Origin of the sequence: Pseudomonas sp. IT-196MI5 (assembly GCF_949767415.1) — a bacterium.
In the GTDB taxonomy this organism is placed as follows: Bacteria; Pseudomonadota; Gammaproteobacteria; order Pseudomonadales; family Pseudomonadaceae; genus Aquipseudomonas.
This window is the reverse complement of the sequence record NZ_CATKPZ010000005.1, coordinates 120,329-139,639: the sequence shown is the minus strand read 5'-3', so window position 1 is coordinate 139,639 and position 19,311 is coordinate 120,329. Positions and strand designations below refer to the sequence as shown.

Below are 19,311 nucleotides of genomic sequence, written 5' to 3'. Positions count from 1 at the left end.
GGATCTGAACTGAACACAACTCACTGAGGCGTTTTGGCCATCGGCAAGAGGTGCTCCTTGAACGGTATATCAGCGGGTACGCTGATTCCGCTGGCAAGCCACTGACTGCTCCACCCGAGGATCAGGTTTTTGGACCAGTCGGCGACCAATAAAAATTTTGGCACGAGCTGTGACTCTTTCCACCACCCGTCCTGCTGTACCGGCCCCAGGCTCAACAGCCCGACGGCGATGACCACCAGCAACCCGCCACGCGCGGCGCCGAAGGCCATGCCGAGGAATCGGTCGGTCCCGGAGAGCCCGGTGACGCGTACCAGTTCGCCGATAAGATAATTGATCATTGCGCCTACGATTAAAGTGGCGACAAACATGATGGCACAGCCCGTGATTATACGAGCCGATGGCGTTTGAATGTACCCGCCGAGGTACTCGGACAGTGAGCCACCGAACATCCAGGCAACGACTCCTGCGATGATCCAGGTCAGCAGCGACAATGCTTCTGTGACGAAGCCGCGGCTCAGACTGATCAATGCGGAGATGGCGACGATCGCTACGATCGCCCAGTCAACCCAGGTAAATAGCACAGTGCAGCCTACAGACGGATAAGGCGGCGCATTTTAGCAGAGCCCGTGCTTATCGGTAAGCTGCTATTGCCAGTGCATTTCATATCGGGGCGATAGTTTTAGCCACGTTCCGGCTGAAAGCGCACCACAAACCCCTTGAGATTCTGCTGGCGGTTCAACAAGTCACGCAGCCGGTCGGCTTCGGCGCGCTCGATCAGCGGCCCGACAAACACCCGGTTTTTGCCGTCGGCGGTACGGATATAGGCGTTGTAGCCCTGGCTGCGCAGGGTTTTCTGAAGCTTTTCCGCGCTTTCACGACTCGACAGGCTGGCCAGTTGCACCGACCAACTGACAGACAAGCCATTGGCATCGACACGGCTTTGCGTGGTGTCCGGCTTGCCCGGTGCCGCGGTGATCGGCTGGGCAGGCGCTGTCGCAGGTTTGGCCGCCAAAGCCGGGACCGGCGCAGGTGCAGCCGGCTTGGTCGCTGGCGCTGGAGCCGCAGGCGCTACCGGCGCAGTTGGCACCGCCGATTCCTGCTGGGCGATGTCCTCATCGCTCGGCACGGGTTCCTGAGGCAATGCTTGCGGCTCGGGCACCACCACGGGCTCGACCTGTACCTGGGGCATCGCAGGCGCCTGCGGAGCCGCGGGCGCCTGGACCGTCACCTGGCGCTGTTCGTCCTGGCGGGAAAACAGCATCGGCAGAAAAATCACCGCCAGCGCGACCAACACCAGGGCGCCAACCATGCGCTGCTTGTATGCCTTATCCAGCAATGCCATTCGCCGCGTCCTCCGTGGAGCGCCGGGCCAGCCATTCAAGGGCCTCGGCGACACAATAAAATGATCCGAACAACAGGATTTCGTCGTTGCTCGTGGCCTGCGCGCACTGCCCTTCCAGGGCGGCCGCGACACTGCCGTATGACGTGACCGACGCCCCAAGACCTTGCAACGCATCGTGCAGATCCGCAACCGAACGCGCTCGAGGCGAATCCAGAGGTGCAACGGCCCAGTGCTGGACACTAGCATTCAATTCGCCGACAACACCATCCAGATCCTTGTCCGCCAGCAAACCGAACACCGCCAGACGCTTGCCGACCGGCGGGCGACTGGCCAGACGACGCGCCAGATACTCCGCCGCGTGCGGGTTATGCCCCACATCCAGCAATAGACTCAAGCGCTTGCCTTGCCACTCGAACTCACGGCGATCCAGACGACCGACCACCTTCGTTGCCCGCAGCGCCTCGATAATCTGCGCATCCACCCAAGGCAAGCCGAGCAGCAGGTACGCCTGCAACGCCAGCGCAGCGTTTTCCATCGGCAGATCGAGCAGCGGCAGGTCGCGCAGTTCAACCGCGCGCCCTTGCGCATCGACACCGCGCCACTGCCAGTTGTGATCGGTCATACCGAGATCAAAATCGCGCCCACGCAGGAAAAACGGGCACTTGAGCTCGCGCGCCTTGTCCAGCAGAGGTTGTGGAGGATTCAGATCACCGCAGAGCGCAGGCGCGCCCTGACGGAAAATACCGGCCTTCTCGAAGGCCACGGACTCTCGGGTATCACCGAGGTAATCCGCATGATCGACGCCAATGCTAGTGACCAGCGCCACGTCGGCGTCCACCACGTTGACCGTATCCAGGCGACCGCCAAGACCGACTTCCAGCACCACGGCATCGAGCCCTGAGCGCTGGAACAGCCAGAACGCCGCCAGGGTGCCCATTTCGAAGTAAGTCAGGGAAGTATCGCCGCGCCCGGCCTCTACCGCAGCAAAGGCCTCGCACAGCTCGGCGTCAGTGGCTTCGACGCCATTGAGCTGGACCCGCTCGTTGTAACGCAGCAGGTGCGGGGAGTTGTAAACCCCCACTTTCAAGCCCTGGGCCCGCAGCAAGGACGCCACGAACGCACAGGTGGAACCCTTGCCGTTGGTCCCGGTGACCGTAATCACCCGCGGCGCCAGCTTGCCCAATCCCATGCGGGACGCTACCTGCTGCGACCGCTCCAGGCCCATGTCGATGGCCGAAGGGTGCAACTGTTCGAGGTAGGCGAGCCATTCGCCGAGGGTACGTTGAGTCATAGGCTGGCGGGTACCGGTGGAACCACGATCGGCTCGATAGGTGCAGCCACGAACGTCGGAGTCGGCAGCCCCATCATTTGCGCCAGCAGGTTGCCCAGACGCGGACGCAGCTCCTGACGGTCGATGATCATGTCGATGGCACCGTGCTCCAGCAGGAACTCGCTGCGCTGGAAGCCTTCCGGCAGTTTTTCACGCACGGTTTGCTCGATCACACGCGGACCGGCAAAACCGATCAACGCCTTCGGCTCACCGACAATCACGTCGCCCAGCATCGCCAGACTGGCGGAAACGCCGCCGTAGACCGGATCGGTCAGCACGGAGATGAACGGGATGCCCTCTTCACGCAAACGCGCCAGCACCGCGGAGGTCTTGGCCATCTGCATCAGGGAAATCAGCGCTTCCTGCATCCGTGCACCACCGGAAGCTGCGAAGCAGACCATCGGGCAACGTTTTTCCAGGGCGTAGTTGGCAGCGCGAACGAAACGCTCACCGACGATGGCGCCCATCGAACCGCCCATGAAGGAAAACTCGAACGCCGAAACCACGATCGGCATGCCCAGCAAGGTACCGCTCATGGAAATCAGCGCGTCTTTTTCGCCGGTCTGCTTTTGTGCAGCGGTCAGGCGGTCCTTGTACTTCTTGCCGTCGCGGAATTTCAGACGGTCAACCGGCTCCAGGTCTGCACCCAGCTCGGTACGACCTTCGACGTCGAGGAAGATGTCGATACGGGCGCGGGCGCCGATACGCATGTGATGGTTGCACTTGGGGCAAACGTCCAGGGTCTTTTCCAGCTCCGGACGATACAGCACAGCCTCGCAAGACGGGCATTTGTGCCAAAGACCTTCAGGCACCGAGCTCTTCTTGACCTCGGAACGCATGATCGAAGGGATCAGTTTGTCTACTAACCAGTTGCTCATGCTTTCTTTCTCCAGTACCGGCGGCCCGAACGCTCTGGTTCGCGGCCCCGTGTATGCCCTAGCGCTAAATTCATGTGTGCGGCGACGGTCGATGGACTGCCACGGTCAGCGCGAAACATGACCTGCGTGCAACCAAAAACCCTCGGATCTGCCTGCTGTGTGCAGTGCATCCGCTTTGTACAGTGCAGTGGACGGCGGCAGTCTGCCAGCCGTCACATCAACAGGTGCTACCACGTACCGCTTTGATAAATGCCTGAATCTTTGCGTGATCCTTGATGCCCTTGCTCGCCTCAACCCCGCCACTGACATCCACGGCATAAGGCCGGACGCGCGCAACCGCTTCGGCGACGTTATCCGGCGTCAGACCGCCCGCCAGAATGATCGGCTTGCTCAGGCCTTGCGGTATCAGTGACCAGTCAAACGCTTCGCCGGTTCCTCCGGGAACGCCTTCGACATAGGTATCGAGCAAGATGCCGCTGGCACTGGCATAGGCTTCACAGGCCGCGGCGATGTCATCACCCGCCTTGACCCGCAGCGCCTTGATGTACGGGCGATGCCAACCTTCGCACTCGGCCGCGCTTTCATCGCCGTGAAATTGCAGCAGGTCCAGAGGCACCGCGTCGAGAATCTCACCCAACTCGCAACGGCTCGCATTGACGAACAAGCCCACGGTGGTTACGAACGGCGGCAGCGCCTTGATGATCGAGCGCGCCTGCTGGAACGTCACCGCACGGGGACTCTTGGCGTAAAACACGAATCCGATGGCATCCGCCCCGGCCTCGACGGCTGCCAACGCATCCTCAATGCGGGTAATCCCACAGATCTTGCTGCGAACGGCTGACATGTCGACACAACTCCAAGACAAATCCGGGAAAGTCCCGGATGGTAACAAAAGCATTCGAGGGCGTCAGCCGCCAAGTTCCGAGAAACCGGTCAGGAAGTGTGGACCGATGTAACGCTCGGGCAATTGGAACTCGTCGCGGTATTCGACCTGCACCAGATACAACCCGAACGGATGCGCCGTCACGCCACCGGACCGGCGAATCCGGCTCTCCAGCACCTCTTTCATCCACTCCACCGGACGTTCACCGGCACCAATGGTCATCAGCACGCCGGCAATGTTGCGCACCATGTGATGCAGGAAGGCGCTGGCGCGAATATCCAGCACGATCATCTTGCCGTGACGGGTGACGCGCAGGTGGTGCAGCTCCTTGATCGGCGACTTGGCCTGGCACTGGCCGGCGCGAAACGCGCTGAAATCATGGGTGCCGAGCAGGTACCGGGCGGCCTCGGCCATGCGCTCGACGTCCAGCGGACGGTGGTTCCAGGTCACTTCTTCGTTCAGGTGCGCCGGGCGGATCTGATCGTTGTAGATCACATAGCGATAACGCCGGGCGATGGCCTTGAACCGCGCATGGAAATGCGCCGGCATGACCTTGGCCCAACTGACACTGACGTCGTGGGGCAAGTTGATGTTGGCGCCCATGGTCCAGGCCTTCATCGAACGCTCGACCCGGGTGTCGAAATGCACCACCTGTCCGCAGGCATGCACCCCGGCATCGGTACGCCCGGCGCACATCAGCGAAACGGGCGAGTCGGCGACTTTCGACAAGGCGTTTTCGAGGGTTTCCTGCACGGTGAGCACCCCGGACGCCTGGCGCTGCCAGCCGCGGTAGCGCGAGCCTTTGTATTCGACGCCCAGCGCGATGCGGAAAAAGCCGTCGGCTGCCATTTCGGCGGCCGGGTTATCTATATTTGCCAAGGAGGGACAGCCTGCTGATGTACCAAAGGCGGGCATTATAAGGCTGACTGGAGGGGATGCCAGTACAACTGAGGGACTGGAGTGAATGTTAGGGCCTCTTCGCGAGCAGGCTCGCTCCCACAGTGATTGATGCCTGGCATAGAACCCTGTGGGAGCGAGCCTGCTCGCGAAGGGGCCACAGCAGACGACATCAACTCATCGGCCAAATAAAAACGGCAGCCTCAATGGGCTGCCGCTCTGTTTACAACCTACCGGACACTCAAGCCAGGCGCGAAAGCATTTCCTCGGCTTCGCTCTTCTGCTCGGCACTGCCTTCGCTCACCACCTCATTGAGGATGTCGCGAGCGCCATCGCTGTCGCCCATGTCGATATAGGCCTGAGCCAGATCGAGCTTGGTGGCGGCTTCGTCAGTGCCCGAGAGGAAGTCGAAGTCATCATCGTCGCCCAGTGCGGCATCCGCTTCGGTGAAGGTCAGCTCGCCGATGCTGTTGGACAAGCTCTCCAGCTCGGCATTGACATCATCCAGCTCTGCCGCGAAGGCATCCGGCGCGTCCATTTCGTCGGCCAGCGACAGGTCGAAATCGGCCGGTAACTCCAGATCATCCAGCGCGACTTCAGGCACAGCCGGGGTTTCGGCAACCGCAACGTCCTTCACGCCTTCGTCCAGATCCAGCAGGAAATCGTCTTCAGCCAGTATCGCCGGAGACGGCTCTGCACCGAGATCCAGGTCCAGGTCGAAGTCCGACAGATCATCGAGGTTTTCCTTGATTTCAGTCTGTTGCTGCAACACCGACTCAAAACTCAGATCGTCATCCAGCGGGAATTCATCCAGGTCTGCCAGCGCCGCCACTTCCGGTTCAGGTGCAGGCGCCACAGGCGTGATCGCGTCCAGATCATCCAGACTCAGGTCGAAGGCGCTGTCGAGGTCATCCTCGAACGCCGCTGGCTCTGGCGCCGGTGCTTGCGGCTCATCGAGCAACAGATCCTTGACGTATTGCGCGTCCAGCTCGGCGGCAACGGCGGCTGCGGCAATGCCACCGGCAGCCACCAGCGCCATGGCCGGGAAACGGCTTTTGAGTTTTTCAACCTTGGCGTAGTTGTCGCCATTGGCCACCAACTGACGCTCCTGGCCGACGAACGCATCGCGATCGCCTTGCTGTCCGTAGACCTCCATCAGTTTCAAGCGCAAATCGCTACGCTGCGGCTCTTGCTTGACGCCATCCTCCAGCAACGCGGCAGCCTGGTTCAAGCGACCGGCATTGATGTGCGATTGAGCCTGGCCCAGCACGTCGTCGGAACGCTCGGCAGCCGGCGCCACCAAGGGCGCGGCGATCGGCGTGGTCATCACGACTGGAGCGACTACCGGCGCTGGCGCGGGAGCTGGCGTCGGTGCAGTCGCCAGCTTCGCGCTCGGCAGTGGAACTTCCAGGCCTTCGAAGCTGCTTTCCGGCAAGTCGAAATCCGCCGAGAACGGCTGCTCTTCGGCCAGGGCCCGGGCCATGCGCAGATGTTTCTCGGCTTCTTGCTGGGCCTTGCGGCGACGCGCCAGCAACAGTAGCAGGAGCAGCAGAATCACCGCCCCGCCACCCACGAGGCCCAGCAGCACCGGATTGCTCAGCAACTCATTGAATTTCTGATCGTCGGATGCCGCTGGTGTCGCCTCAAGGGGCTGCCCGGCCGACGCTGGAGCTGCCTCGGGCGCTGGCGCAGTGTCAGCCGGGGCAGGCGCTGCCCCCGGGTTTGCAGCCAGTTCGGCCGACATTGCCGGCGCCGGCGCAGCAGCCGGGGCGCCATTTGCGCCCTCGACCTGCAACTTGGCCAATTGGTTGTTCTTCAGCTCGATCAGGCGCTGCAGCTTATCCACCTGGCTTTGCAGGTCGGCCATGCGGCTTTTCAGTTCGGCGTTATCACGACGACTGGTGTCGAGGCTTTCCTGGGTCACCGCCAGCTTATTGCTGAGGGTGCTGGCATCGCCGGCAGGTCCTTTGCCACGGTTCTTGCCGGACTCGGCAGAAACCAGGCTCAGCTTGTCGGTGGCCGCTTGCGCCGGAGCACCATCGGTGCGTGCGCGATTGGTGGCGTCGAGCTGTTGCTGCCCTGCCCCGGGTTTCGCCACATAACGACGCCCCTGGCGCCAGGCCTTGTTCTGCGCGGCCACTTCAGCAATGGCCTTGGGTTGCGGCAGGCCCGTACTCTGCACCTGGTCCGGCAGGCGCAGCACCTGGCCGGTTTTCAAGCGGTTGATGTTGCCGTCGATAAAGGCATCCGGGTTCAGCGCCTGGATGGCCAGCATGGTTTGCTGGATCGAACCGCCATTACGCGCCTTCGCGGCGATTTCCCACAGGGTATCGCGCGGTGTGGTGGTGTATTGCGACGCTTTGGTCGCACCGGTGACGGGCGCGGCAACCGTTGACGTTGGTTGCGCCGCCGCTTCAGCGGTTTGCGGCGAGAATTTGGACGGATCGAGCAGCACACTGTAGTCGCGCAGCAAACGACCGTTCGGCCACATGACCTGAACCAGGAACTTCACCATGGGTTCGGAGAGTGGCTTGCTGGAGGTCACGCGCAGGATGCTTTTGCCACTGGCGTTGAGCACCGGGGTGAAGGTCAAGTCGTTCAGAAACGCCTGGCGGTCGACACCGGCCTTGGCGAAGTCGTCTGGTGAGGCCAGGCTCGGCACCACTTCGGCAGCCGTGAGATCCTTGACATCGAGCAGCTCGATTTCCGCTACCAATGGCTGGTTGAGCGTCGATTTCAGGGTCAATTCCCCGAGCCCGAGGGCATGCGCCATACCGGAGGACAGCGCCGAGGCGGCCGCTATTGCTAACACCAGTTTGCGAACTTGAACCATTAGCTCATCCTTAGTTTGAACATTCCTCGGCCAGCGAGAAGATATTGATAGTCGCTGCCGTAAGGCATTGCGCGCAACGGCGAGGGTCGTCACGCGTAATCATTCGACAAATTGTTGCAAAGTATCTTTTACAGCAGGTCTTTAAGCAACAACTCGGCCAGCTGCACAGCATTGAGCGCGGCGCCTTTGCGTACGTTATCTGACGTCAGCCACAGATTAAGTTCCGACGGGTCGTCGATACCCTGGCGAACCCGACCGACGTAGACCACATCCTGCCCTACCGCATCGCCCACCGGGGTCGGGTAATCACCGGCCTCCACCAGCTCGATGCCGGGTGCGTCTTCCAGGGCCGCATTGACTTTCGCCAGGTCGACTTCACTCGCGGACTGCAGGGTCACGCTATAGCTATCGCCAAAAAACACCGGGGCTTGAATGCATGTGACGGAAATCTTCAATGACGGCCGCGCCATGACCTGGCGCAGCTCACGCACCAGGCGCTTTTCCAGCAACGTATGACCTTGCTCATCCGGTTTGCCGACCTGGGCCAACAGGTTGAAGGCCATCTGCCGATCAAAGAATTTCGGCTCCAGCGGCCGCACATTCAGCAGCTCCGCAGTCTGCCGCGCCAGCTCGCTCACGGCTTCGCGGCCCTGGGCCGATACCGCCAGGCTGGCGGTCAGGCTGATGCGCTGCAAATCGAGCAAATCCATCAGCGGCGCGAGCACCACCGCCAGCGTGGTGGCCGACGGACTTGGACTGCTGACCTGAAACGGTTTTTTCAAGCCGGCCAACACCTGAGCGTTGGCCTCAGGCACGACCTGCGGCGCCTTTTCGGCCGGCAAGGCACCGGAGAGATCGATCACCGAGCATCCGGCATCGGTCGCGCGGGAAGCAAAACTCAACGAAACCGCCGGGCCGGCCACGAAAAACCCAAGCTGCACCTTGCTGAAGTCGAACTCATCGACCTCCCGCACCCGCACGTTCTTGCCGCGAAACGGCACCGAACTGCCGGCCGATTCGCTGCTGGCCAACAAATGAAGGGTGCCGATCGGGAAATCGCGCTCTTCGAGAATCTGCACGAGCGTTTCGCCGACAGTACCGGTGGCGCCGATCACGGCAATATCAATGGACTGGCTCATGGGTTTTACCTCTGGCGAAACGGGGGGAGCGGCACTTTACCGGGTGGGTGGCATGCAGGCAATTCTGTGGTGCCTGACCTGGCCCTATCGCGAGCAAGCTCGCTCCCACAGGGATTGATGGTGTACACAAAATATCTATTCAACTCCAACTCACTGTGGGAGCGAGCTTGCTCGCGATGAGGCCGGCACTGACGACGCTAATTGCATAAAAAAACCCGTACCTCTTGCAAGGCACGGGTTCTTTCATTGCATCAACCGATCAACGCTCGAGCAGGATCCGCAGCATGCGGCGCAGCGGTTCGGCCGCGCCCCACAGCAACTGGTCGCCGACGGTGAACGCACCGACGAACTGCGAACCCATGTTCAGCTTGCGCAGACGGCCGACCGGCACGTTCAGGGTGCCGGTGACTTTCGTCGGGCTCAGCTCTTGCATGCTGATTTCGCGGTTGTTCGGCACCAGCTTGACCCAAGGGTTGTGCTGGCTGATCAACCCTTCGATGTCGGCGATCGGCACGTCTTTGTTCAGCTTGATGGTCAGCGCCTGGCTGTGGCAACGCATGGCGCCGATGCGCACACAGATGCCGTCGACCGGGATCGGGCTCTTGAAGCGACCGAGGATCTTGTTGGTCTCGGCCTGGGCCTTCCACTCTTCGCGGCTCTGGCCGTTCGGCAGTTCCTTGTCGATCCACGGGATCAGGCTGCCGGCCAGCGGTACGCCGAAGTTTTCGGTCGGGTACGCGTCGCTGCGCATGGCGTCGGCAACACGGCGGTCGATGTCGAGGATCGCGCTGGCCGGATCGGCCAGTTGATCGGCGACAGCGGCGTGGGTCACCCCCATTTGCTTGATCAGTTCACGCATGTGCTGCGCCCCGCCACCGGAGGCCGCCTGATAGGTCATGGCGCTCATCCACTCCACCAGACCGGCTTCGAACAGGCCACCCAGACCCATCAGCATCAGGCTGACGGTGCAGTTGCCGCCGATGTAGTTCTTGGTGCCCGCGTCCAGCTGCTGGTCGATCACCTTGCGGTTGACCGGGTCCAGAACGATCACCGCGTCATCCTGCATGCGCAGGCTGGAAGCGGCGTCGATCCAGTAACCCTGCCAGCCGGCTTCACGCAGCTTGGGGAAGACTTCGCTGGTGTAGTCGCCACCCTGGCAGGTCAGAATCACGTCGAGGGTTTTCAGCTCTTCAATGCTGTAAGCGTCCTTGAGCGGAGCAATGTCCTTGCCCACGGACGGGCCTTGGCCACCGACATTGGAAGTGGTGAAAAACACCGGCTCGATAAGATCGAAATCCTGCTCTTCCAGCATCCGCTGCATGAGCACGGAACCGACCATACCGCGCCAACCGATCAGACCTACACGTTTCATCGCAACTACACCTTCTTGAAATGTGGACCGCTGCCTTGTCTTGAATTTGGCAGCGGGCCCGAGAGATTACAGATTCCGCAGCGCGGCGACTACTGCGTCACCCATTTCCTGCGTACCGACTTTAGTGCAACCGGCCGACCAGATGTCGCCCGTGCGCAAGCCCTGATCCAGCACCAGGCTCACCGCTTTCTCGATGGCATCGGCTGCGGCCTGCTGGTTGAAGCTGTAACGCAACATCATCGACACCGACAAAATGGTCGCCAGCGGGTTGGCAATGCCTTTGCCCGCGATGTCCGGCGCCGAACCGTGGCACGGCTCGTACATGCCCTTGTTGTGGGTGTCCAGGGACGCCGACGGCAGCATGCCGATGGAACCGGTGAGCATCGAGGCCTGGTCGGACAGGATGTCGCCGAACATGTTGTCGGTGACGATCACGTCGAACTGCTTCGGCGCGCGCACCAGCTGCATGGCGGCATTGTCGACGTACATGTGGCTCAGTTCGACTTCAGGATAATCCTTGGCCACTTGCTCGACCACTTCACGCCACAGCTGGCTGGAGGCCAGTACGTTGGCCTTGTCTACCGAGCACAGCTTCTTGCCGCGGACCATGGCCATGTCGAAACCGACACGGGCGATACGACGGATTTCGCTTTCGCTGTACGGCAGGGTGTCGTAGGACTGACGCTCGCCGTTTTCCAGGGTGCGGGTGCCACGAGGCGCGCCGAAGTAGATACCGCCGGTCAGCTCACGCACGATCAGGATGTCCAGCCCGGAAACGATCTCCGGCTTCAGGCTGGAAGCCTCGGCCAGTTGCGGGTACAGGATCGCCGGGCGCAGGTTGCCGAACAGGCCCAGTTGCGCACGGATCTTCAACAGGCCGCGCTCAGGGCGGATGTCACGTTCGATGGCATCCCATTTCGGGCCGCCAACGGCGCCCAGCAACACGGCGTCGGCCGCACGGGCACGTTCCAGGGTTTCGTCGGCCAGCGGCACGCCATGCTTGTCGATGGCCGCGCCGCCGATCACATCAAAGCTCAGGTCGAAACCCAACTCGAACTTGTCACTGGCCAGCTCCAGAACCTTGACCGCTTCGGCCATGATTTCCGGGCCAATACCGTCACCTGGGAGAATCAGAATCTGCTTGCTCATGCTTTCCTCATGTCATCAGTCGGTGCGCCCTGGGGCGCTCCCGGAAAAGTTCTATCGCTCAGCGCCTATCGTTCTGCCATCAGCACCAGTACATCGGTACTGAACGAACCATCGGCCTCAATCTCGAAATATTCGCGTACTTCGTTGCCCATCGACTGCTGCAACGCGCGGATCGCCGCGCGCATCACTTCAGGCGTGCGCATGCGCTCGACCCAGCTGTTGTACTCCAGACGCAGGCGCTGACGAGTGGTACTGCGCGTGTGCAGCCCCGCCTCGCTGACCTGGCGCAACCACTCGCCGGCGGAATAATCGCGCACATGGCTGGTGTCGCGCAGTACTTCGACGCTTTGCAGGTAAGTGTCGAACAGCGGGCTACCCGGTGACAACACGTCGACGAACGCCGCCACACCGCCCGGTTTCAACACCCGGCGCACTTCCCGCAACGCCACGCCCAGATCGCTCCAATGGTGCGCCGAATAACGGCTGAAGACGAAATCGAATTCGCCATCGGCGAACGGCAGGCGCTCGGCGGCACCGTTGACCGTGGACACATTGCTCAAACCACGATCGACGGCGGCAGCGCTCACCACGTCGAGCATCTGCTGTGACAGGTCGTAGGCCACCACTTCCTTGACCAGAGAAGCCACGTGAAAACTCACATGACCGGCCCCGCAGCCAAGGTCCAGGACCCGGGCATCGCCATGCCCGGCCAGTTCCGCCTGTAGCAGCGCGAATTCAGTGCCCTGAGCGTGTACGGCGCTGCTCAGGTAGGCCGAGGCCTGTTCACCGAATTGCTTCTGGACTACCTGGGTGTGCTGGGCGGTGCTGGTCATCGGGACTTCCTTTTGGGGTGAGTCTTGGGGTGTCTTTTCTGGCCTCATCGCGAGCAAGCTCGCTCCCACAGGTTTTGTTTACGCCGCAAATCCAATGTGGGAGCGAGCTTGCTCGCGATGACGGCATTACGCCTTATGCAAAATCACGCGTCGCGAAACAACCAAGGCTGGCTAGCCCGGTGCTTGGCCTCAAACGTCGCAATTGCCTCATGGTCCTGCAACGTCAGGCCGATATCGTCCAGGCCGTTGAGCAGGCAATGCTTGCGGAAGGCATCGATTTCGAAGCTCAGCACCTTGCCGTCAGGGCGGGTCACGGTCTGGGCTTGCAGATCGACCTGCAACTGATAACCCGGAGTGGCCTCGACCTGCTGGAACAGCTCATCGACTTCGGCATCGCTCAAGATGATCGGCAGCAAGCCGTTCTTGAAACTGTTGTTGAAGAAGATGTCGGCATAACTCGGCGCGATGATGCTGCGGAAACCGTACTCTTCCAGCGCCCACGGCGCGTGCTCGCGGCTGGAGCCGCAACCGAAGTTCTCGCGGGCCAGCAATACACTGGCGCCCTGGTAACGTTCGGCGTTGAGGACGAAGTCCTTGTTCAGCGGACGCCTGGAGTTGTCCTGATAAGGCTGGCCCACATCCAGGTAACGCCATTCATCGAACAGGTTCGGGCCAAAACCCGTGCGCTTGATCGACTTCAAGAACTGCTTCGGGATGATCTGGTCAGTGTCGACGTTGGCACGATCCAAAGGCGCGACAAGTCCAGTATGTTGGGTAAATGCTCTCATGCTTACTGCGCTCCCTGGATCAATTCACGAACGTCGATGAAACGCCCGCTCACCGCGGCGGCCGCGGCCATGGCCGGGCTGACGAGGTGGGTACGACCACCGGCGCCTTGACGGCCTTCGAAGTTACGGTTGGAGGTCGAAGCGCAATGCTCGCCACTTTCCAAACGGTCCGGGTTCATCGCCAGGCACATCGAGCAACCCGGCTCACGCCATTCGAAACCGGCTTCGAGGAAAATCTTGTCCAGGCCTTCCGATTCGGCCTGGGCTTTAACCAGACCCGAGCCCGGCACGACGATGGCCTGCTTGATGGTCGAGGCCACTTTGCGGCCCTTGGCAATCACGGCCGCCGCACGCAGGTCTTCGATCCGCGAGTTGGTGCAGGAACCGATGAACACGCGGTCGAGCTGAATGTCGGTGATCGCCTGGTTGGCGGTCAAACCCATGTATTTCAAGGCACGGACAATGGAGTCGCGCTTGACCAGGTCCATTTCCTTGGCAGGATCCGGCACGTTCTGATCCACCGCCAACACCATCTCAGGCGAAGTGCCCCAGCTGACTTGCGGCTTGATGTCGGCTGCATCGAGTTCGACAACGCTGTCGAAGACGGCGTCGGCATCGGAAACCAGGTCTTTCCAGGCTTCGACAGCCAGGTCCCATTCCGCGCCTTTCGGTGCGAAAGGACGGCCCTTGACGTAAGCCACGGTTTTTTCGTCAGCCGCCACCAGGCCTACGCGAGCGCCGGCCTCGATGGACATGTTGCAGATGGTCATGCGGCCTTCGACGGACAGGTCGCGAATCGCGCTGCCGGCGAATTCGATGGCGTGACCGTTACCGCCAGCGGTGCCAATCTTGCCGATCACGGCAAGCACGATGTCCTTGGCAGTCACGCCGAACGGCAACTGGCCTTCGACCGATACCCGCATGTTCTTCATTTTCTTGGCGACCAGGCACTGGGTGGCGAGCACGTGCTCGACCTCGGAAGTGCCGATACCGTGCGCCAATGCACCGAATGCGCCGTGGGTCGAGGTGTGGGAGTCGCCGCAGACCACGGTCATGCCCGGCAAGGTTGCGCCTTGCTCCGGGCCGATGACGTGGACGATGCCCTGGCGAACGTCGTTCATCTTGAACTCGACGATGCCGTATTCATCGCAGTTGTCATCGAGGGTCTGCACTTGCAGGCGCGAGACCTGGTCAACGATGGCGTCGATGCCGCCCTTGCGCTCCGGCGTGGTCGGTACGTTGTGATCCGGGGTCGCGATATTGGCATCGATGCGCCATGGCTTGCGCCCGGCCAGACGCAGGCCTTCGAAGGCTTGCGGCGAGGTCACTTCATGGATGATGTGACGATCGATGTAGATCAGCGCAGAGCCATCGTCGCGCTGCTTGACCAAATGCGAATCCCAGAGCTTGTCGTAGAGCGTTTTGCCGGCCATCAGACGGTTTCCTCATCAGCTTGTTTCTATGCCCTGGATCTTGAGTGATTCAATAACCCCTTGGCTTGTGAGGCTGATCCTATGGGGTTACATTAAATAACTCAAATTCATATTTTTTATGCTTTGGATAACCAACTGGAATGTGACCATGGACCTGGCCAACCTCAATGCCTTTATCGCCATCGCCGAGACCGGCAGCTTCTCCGGCGCCGGTGAACGGCTGCACCTGACGCAACCGGCGATCAGCAAACGCATCGCCGGGCTGGAGCAGCAATTGAAGGTGCGACTGTTCGATCGCCTGGGTCGTGAAGTCGGCCTGACCGAGGCCGGGCGCGCTCTGCTGCCGCGGGCCTACCAGATTCTCAATGTCCTCGATGATACGCGCCGCGCCTTGACCAACCTCACCGGCGAGGTGACCGGCCGTCTGACCCTGGCCACCAGTCACCACATCGGCCTGCACCGCTTGCCGCCTTTATTAAGGGAGTTCACCCGACGTTATCCCGAGGTGGCGCTGGATATTCAGTTCCTCGATTCGGAAGTGGCCTACGAGGAAATTCTCCATGGCCGCGCCGAACTGGCGGTCATCACCCTGGCACCGGAACCCCATGCGCTGGTCAAGGCCACCCCGGTGTGGGACGACCCGCTGGATTTCGTGGTCGCCCCGGAGCATTCACTGCTCAATAACGGCAAGGTCAGCCTGGCGGACATCGCCCGGCACCCGGCGGTCTTCCCCGGCGGCAATACCTTTACCCACCACATTGTGCAACGGCTGTTCGAAGCCCAGGGCCTGACGCCAAACATCGCCATGAGCACCAACTATCTGGAAACCATCAAGATGATGGTCTCGATTGGCCTGGCCTGGAGCGTTTTGCCGCGAACCATGCTCGATGACCAGGTAGCACGCATACCTTTGCCGGGCATACAGCTCACTCGCCAGCTAGGCTATATCCTGCACACGGAAAGGACGCTGTCGAATGCTGCGCGGGCCTTCATGGCCTTGCTGGACGCTCAACTCGAACCGCCAGGGACTCAAGGCTAACTTGTGCTACTCCTATAGAGCCGAGAATTCCTGCAACAAACGCCCAAACTCAGCTCAAGGCTTGCCAATGCCGAAATCTGTAGACCGTATTCCGCCGATGCCGCGAATTCAGGCACTTGATCCGAAAAGCTCCGAACAGAGCTGGGAAAGTGCCTCGCAATTACTGGCCGCGCTCAACGGCGCCCGCCTGGGCGCCTGGTATTGGGACATCGAGCGCGGGCAGATCAGCTGGTCCCGGGGCACGCAGGCGCTGTTCGGCTTCGATCCCCGGCAACCGCTGCCACGGGATCTGGAATACCTCGACCTGCTGCCCCCGGAGGATCGCGCGAAAACCCTTCGCGCCTTCCACGCGGTCATTGCGGGTGCGCCGCTGGAGCAAGCGATGCATCACCGCATCCGCTGGCCCGATGGCAGCCTGCACTGGCTGGAAATCAACGGCAGCCTGTTGCCGGACAAGCACGGCAGGCCACGGATGATCGGCGTGATCCGCGAGATTACCCACCAGCGCCAGCGCGAACAGGCGTTGAGCAGCTCGGAAAAACGCTTCGCCACCCTGTTTCACCTGTGCCCGAACATGGTCCTGCTGACCCGCCAGGAGGACGGCCTGATCTCCGAAGCCAACCAGCATTTCGAAAGCCTGTTCGGTTGGCCGGTGCAAAACGCGATCGGCCGCACCACCCTGGAACTGGGGCTGTGGGTGTATCCCGAGCAACGGGCCGACCTGGTCAAGGCCACCAAGGCCAAAGGCGACCTGGTGAGCATGGAAGTGCAGTTTCGCGCCAGCAATGGCCAGATCCATGACGGTATCCTCAGTGCGCAAAAAGTCGAGCTCGAAGGCCAGCCCTATCTACTGAGCACGTTCCTGGACACCACCGAACGCAAAGTCGCCGAACATGCCCTCAAGGACAGCCAGGAACGCCTCGACCTGGCCCTGGACTCCGCGCAGCTCGGCACCTGGGACTGGCACATCCCCAGCGGCATGCTCTACGGATCGGCACGGGCCGCCCAACTGCACGGCCTGGACGCCAAACCCTTTCACGAGTCCTTCGACGAGTTCTTCGAAGGCGTGCCCGGCGAAGAACGCGACACCATGCGCGACGCTTACCGCAGCCTGCGCGAAGGCCCGGCCGGCAACTATCAATTGACCTACCGCGTGCAATTGCCTGACGGCAGCTCGCGCTACCTGGAAAGCCGCGCCCGCCTTTACCGCGATGACAACGGCGTGCCGGTGCGCATGGCCGGCACATTGCTCGACATCACCGACCAGGTGGAGCGCGAACAACGGCTGGTGGCCTCCGAAGAGAAATTCGCCACGCTGTTCCAGGTCAGCCCCGATCCGATCTGCGTCACCCACCAGGACAGTGGCCAGTTCATTGAAATCAACTCCAGCTTCACCCAGACCTTCGGCTGGAGCACCGCCGATGTGATCGGCCGCAGCGCCGACGAAATAGGCCTGTGGGACGCTTCAGCGAAAAGTCTGCGACGGATCGAACAAGTGATCCGCGAACAAGGCCTGAACAACGTGGCCATTCTGGTCCAGCACAAGGACGGACAGGTCCTGACCTGCGTGATTTCCAGCCGCCAGATCAGCGTCGGCGACCAGCCCTGCATCGTCACCACCCTGCGCGACATCACCCAGCAACAGCGCTCGGAAGCGGCGCTCAAGGCCAGTGAAGAGAAATTCGCCAAGGCGTTCCACTCCAGCCCCGACGCCATCACCATCACCGAGCGCGACACCGGGCGCTACCTGGAGGTCAACGACGGCTTCTGCCGCCTGACCGGCTACCGAGCCGAAGAAGTGGTGGGCCGCACGGTGTATCAGGTGGGGATTTGGGCCGAAGAAAAACAACGCTCGGCGCTGCTGGCGGAATTGCAGATCAAGGGCCGGGTTCATCACCAGGAAATGCTCGGGCGCAACAAGCGCGGCGAACTGCTCACCGTCGAAGTCTCGGTGGAACCGATCACCCTCAATGAAACCGCCTGCCTGCTGTTGACCGCGCGAGACGTCAGCCTGCTGAAAAACGCCGAAGCGCAGATTCGCCACCTGGCCTACCACGATTCACTGACCAACCTGCCCAATCGGGCGCTGCTGATGGACCGCCTGAGCCAGCAGATCGCGCTGCTCAAACGGCATAACCTGCGCGGCGCGCTGATGTTCCTCGACCTCGACCACTTCAAGCACATCAATGACTCCCTCGGGCATCCGGTGGGCGATACCGTGCTGAAAATCATCACCGCGCGCCTGGAGGCCAGCGTGCGCATGGAAGACACCGTTGCGCGCCTGGGCGGTGACGAATTCGTGGTACTGCTCAGCGGCCTCGAAGGCTCGCGCAGCGAGGTCAGCGATCAGGTTCGCGAACTGGCCGACACCATCCGCGAACTGCTGTCCGAACCGATGTACCTCGATGGCCAGCGCCTGCAAGTGACGCCAAGCATCGGCATTGCGCTGATCCCCGATCACGGTTCGACCCCGACCGACCTGCTCAAGCGCGCCGACATCGCGCTCTATCGTGCCAAGGACTCGGGGCGCAATACCGCGCAGATGTACCACAACACCATGCAAAAGGCCGCGAGCGAACGCCTGCGCATGGAAACCGACTTGCGCCTGGCGCTTTCCCGGGGCGAATTTCGCGTGCATTACCAACCCCAGGTCGACGCCCGGGGCGACCGCATCGTCGGTGCCGAGGCCCTGGTGCGCTGGAATCATCCGGAGCTCGGCAGGCAGTCGCCCACCGAGTTCATCAAGGTGCTGGAAGACAGTGGACTGATCCTGGAGGTCGGCACCTGGATCCTCGACGAAGCCTGCCAGGCCTTCAAGCAACTGATCGACAAAGGCTTGATAGACCCTTACAAATTCAGCTTGTGCGTGAACATCAGCCCGCGCCAGTTCCGCCAGAACGACTTCGTCGAGCGCGTCGAAAACAGCCTGGCCAGCTATGGCCTGCCCTGCTCCCTGTTGAAGCTGGAAATCACCGAAGGCATCGTCATCCAGAACCTGGAGGACACCATCAGCAAAATGCGCCGCCTGAAAAAACTCGGCGTGAGCTTCGCCATGGACGACTTCGGCACCGGTTATTCCTCGCTGACCTACCTCAAGCGCTTGCCGGTCGACACCCTGAAAATCGACCAGTCGTTCATCCGCGACGCCACCAGCGACCCGAACGACGCCGAGATCATCCGCGCCATCGTTGCCATGGCCCACAGCCTGGACTTGAAAGTGATTGCCGAAGGGGTGGAAACAGCGGAGCAGCTGGAGTTCTTGCAGGGGTTGGACTGTCACTTCTACCAAGGGTATTTGCACAGTCAGCCATTGCCGGTGGAAGAGTTTCAGTTATTGCTTAAGTAATGGGATTGAGTAACGGACGTCGCACGGCGCGCCGTTATTTCAATAGACT

The 19,311-nt window shown here is 61.3% G+C and carries 15 protein-coding genes; 2 read left to right on the top strand and 13 right to left on the bottom strand.

Annotated features, from left to right (window positions below; genetic code table 11):
- Nucleotides 1–20: 20 nt before the first annotated feature.
- From ACM6IK_RS04015 to leuC, 13 genes are all read right to left on the bottom strand, one after another.
- Nucleotides 21–581, bottom strand: a complete 561-nt coding sequence (locus tag ACM6IK_RS04015; RefSeq protein ID WP_414873249.1) for a CvpA family protein — start codon at nucleotides 579–581, stop codon at nucleotides 21–23.
- 98 nt (nucleotides 582–679) lie between these two features.
- Nucleotides 680–1,342 carry an SPOR domain-containing protein gene (locus ACM6IK_RS04010; RefSeq protein WP_414873248.1) on the bottom strand — a complete coding sequence of 221 codons (663 nt, stop codon included), beginning with the start codon at nucleotides 1,340–1,342 and terminating at the stop codon, nucleotides 680–682.
- Nucleotides 1,326–2,633 carry a bifunctional tetrahydrofolate synthase/dihydrofolate synthase gene (gene folC / locus ACM6IK_RS04005; protein ID WP_414873247.1) on the bottom strand — a complete coding sequence of 436 codons (1,308 nt, stop codon included), beginning with the start codon at nucleotides 2,631–2,633 and terminating at the stop codon, nucleotides 1,326–1,328. The genes ACM6IK_RS04010 and folC overlap by 17 nt, the downstream gene beginning before the upstream one ends.
- Complete coding sequence (gene accD / locus ACM6IK_RS04000) at nucleotides 2,630–3,550, bottom strand: acetyl-CoA carboxylase, carboxyltransferase subunit beta (RefSeq protein ID WP_414873246.1); 921 nt, start codon at nucleotides 3,548–3,550, stop codon at nucleotides 2,630–2,632. Before accD ends, folC begins: the two co-directional genes overlap by 4 nt.
- Before the next feature lie 217 nt (nucleotides 3,551–3,767).
- Nucleotides 3,768–4,394: a phosphoribosylanthranilate isomerase gene (locus ACM6IK_RS03995; protein ID WP_414873245.1), complete on the bottom strand. Its 627-nt coding sequence runs from the start codon at nucleotides 4,392–4,394 to the stop codon at nucleotides 3,768–3,770.
- A 63-nt stretch (nucleotides 4,395–4,457) separates the two neighbouring features.
- Nucleotides 4,458–5,282, bottom strand: coding sequence for a tRNA pseudouridine(38-40) synthase TruA (truA, locus tag ACM6IK_RS03990; protein ID WP_223547831.1), 825 nt, complete (start codon nucleotides 5,280–5,282; stop codon nucleotides 4,458–4,460).
- A gap of 289 nt (nucleotides 5,283–5,571) precedes the next feature.
- Nucleotides 5,572–8,163 (bottom strand): FimV/HubP family polar landmark protein, encoded by a 2,592-nt coding sequence (locus tag ACM6IK_RS03985; RefSeq protein WP_414873244.1) that lies wholly within the window; start codon nucleotides 8,161–8,163, stop codon nucleotides 5,572–5,574.
- 128 nt (nucleotides 8,164–8,291) lie between these two features.
- Nucleotides 8,292–9,302 carry an aspartate-semialdehyde dehydrogenase gene (locus tag ACM6IK_RS03980; protein WP_414873243.1) on the bottom strand — a complete coding sequence of 337 codons (1,011 nt, stop codon included), beginning with the start codon at nucleotides 9,300–9,302 and terminating at the stop codon, nucleotides 8,292–8,294.
- A gap of 259 nt (nucleotides 9,303–9,561) precedes the next feature.
- The gene (gene asd, locus ACM6IK_RS03975; protein WP_095052129.1) at nucleotides 9,562–10,674 is read right to left on the bottom strand and encodes an aspartate-semialdehyde dehydrogenase; all 1,113 of its coding nucleotides are present in this window, start codon (nucleotides 10,672–10,674) and stop codon (nucleotides 9,562–9,564) included.
- 66 nt (nucleotides 10,675–10,740) lie between these two features.
- The gene (gene leuB, locus ACM6IK_RS03970) at nucleotides 10,741–11,823 is read right to left on the bottom strand and encodes a 3-isopropylmalate dehydrogenase (protein WP_414873242.1); all 1,083 of its coding nucleotides are present in this window, start codon (nucleotides 11,821–11,823) and stop codon (nucleotides 10,741–10,743) included.
- 65 nt (nucleotides 11,824–11,888) lie between these two features.
- Entirely contained in the window at nucleotides 11,889–12,656 is a 768-nt protein-coding gene (locus ACM6IK_RS03965; RefSeq protein WP_414873241.1) for a class I SAM-dependent methyltransferase, read from the bottom strand.
- Nucleotides 12,657–12,799: 143 nt separating this feature from the next.
- Nucleotides 12,800–13,444, bottom strand: coding sequence for a 3-isopropylmalate dehydratase small subunit (gene leuD, locus ACM6IK_RS03960; protein WP_414873240.1), 645 nt, complete (start codon nucleotides 13,442–13,444; stop codon nucleotides 12,800–12,802).
- A 2-nt stretch (nucleotides 13,445–13,446) separates the two neighbouring features.
- Entirely contained in the window at nucleotides 13,447–14,877 is a 1,431-nt protein-coding gene (gene leuC, locus ACM6IK_RS03955; RefSeq protein ID WP_414873239.1) for a 3-isopropylmalate dehydratase large subunit, read from the bottom strand.
- 148 nt (nucleotides 14,878–15,025) lie between these two features.
- Here leuC and ACM6IK_RS03950 point away from each other — a divergent pair, with 148 nt between their 5' ends.
- Both ACM6IK_RS03950 and ACM6IK_RS03945 read left to right on the top strand, forming a co-directional pair.
- A complete protein-coding gene (locus tag ACM6IK_RS03950) occupies nucleotides 15,026–15,916 on the top strand; it encodes a LysR family transcriptional regulator (protein ID WP_414873238.1) in 891 nt (296 codons plus the stop codon).
- 67 nt (nucleotides 15,917–15,983) lie between these two features.
- Nucleotides 15,984–19,262, top strand: a complete 3,279-nt coding sequence (locus ACM6IK_RS03945) for an EAL and GGDEF domain-containing protein (RefSeq protein ID WP_414873237.1) — start codon at nucleotides 15,984–15,986, stop codon at nucleotides 19,260–19,262.
- Nucleotides 19,263–19,311 lie beyond the last annotated feature (49 nt).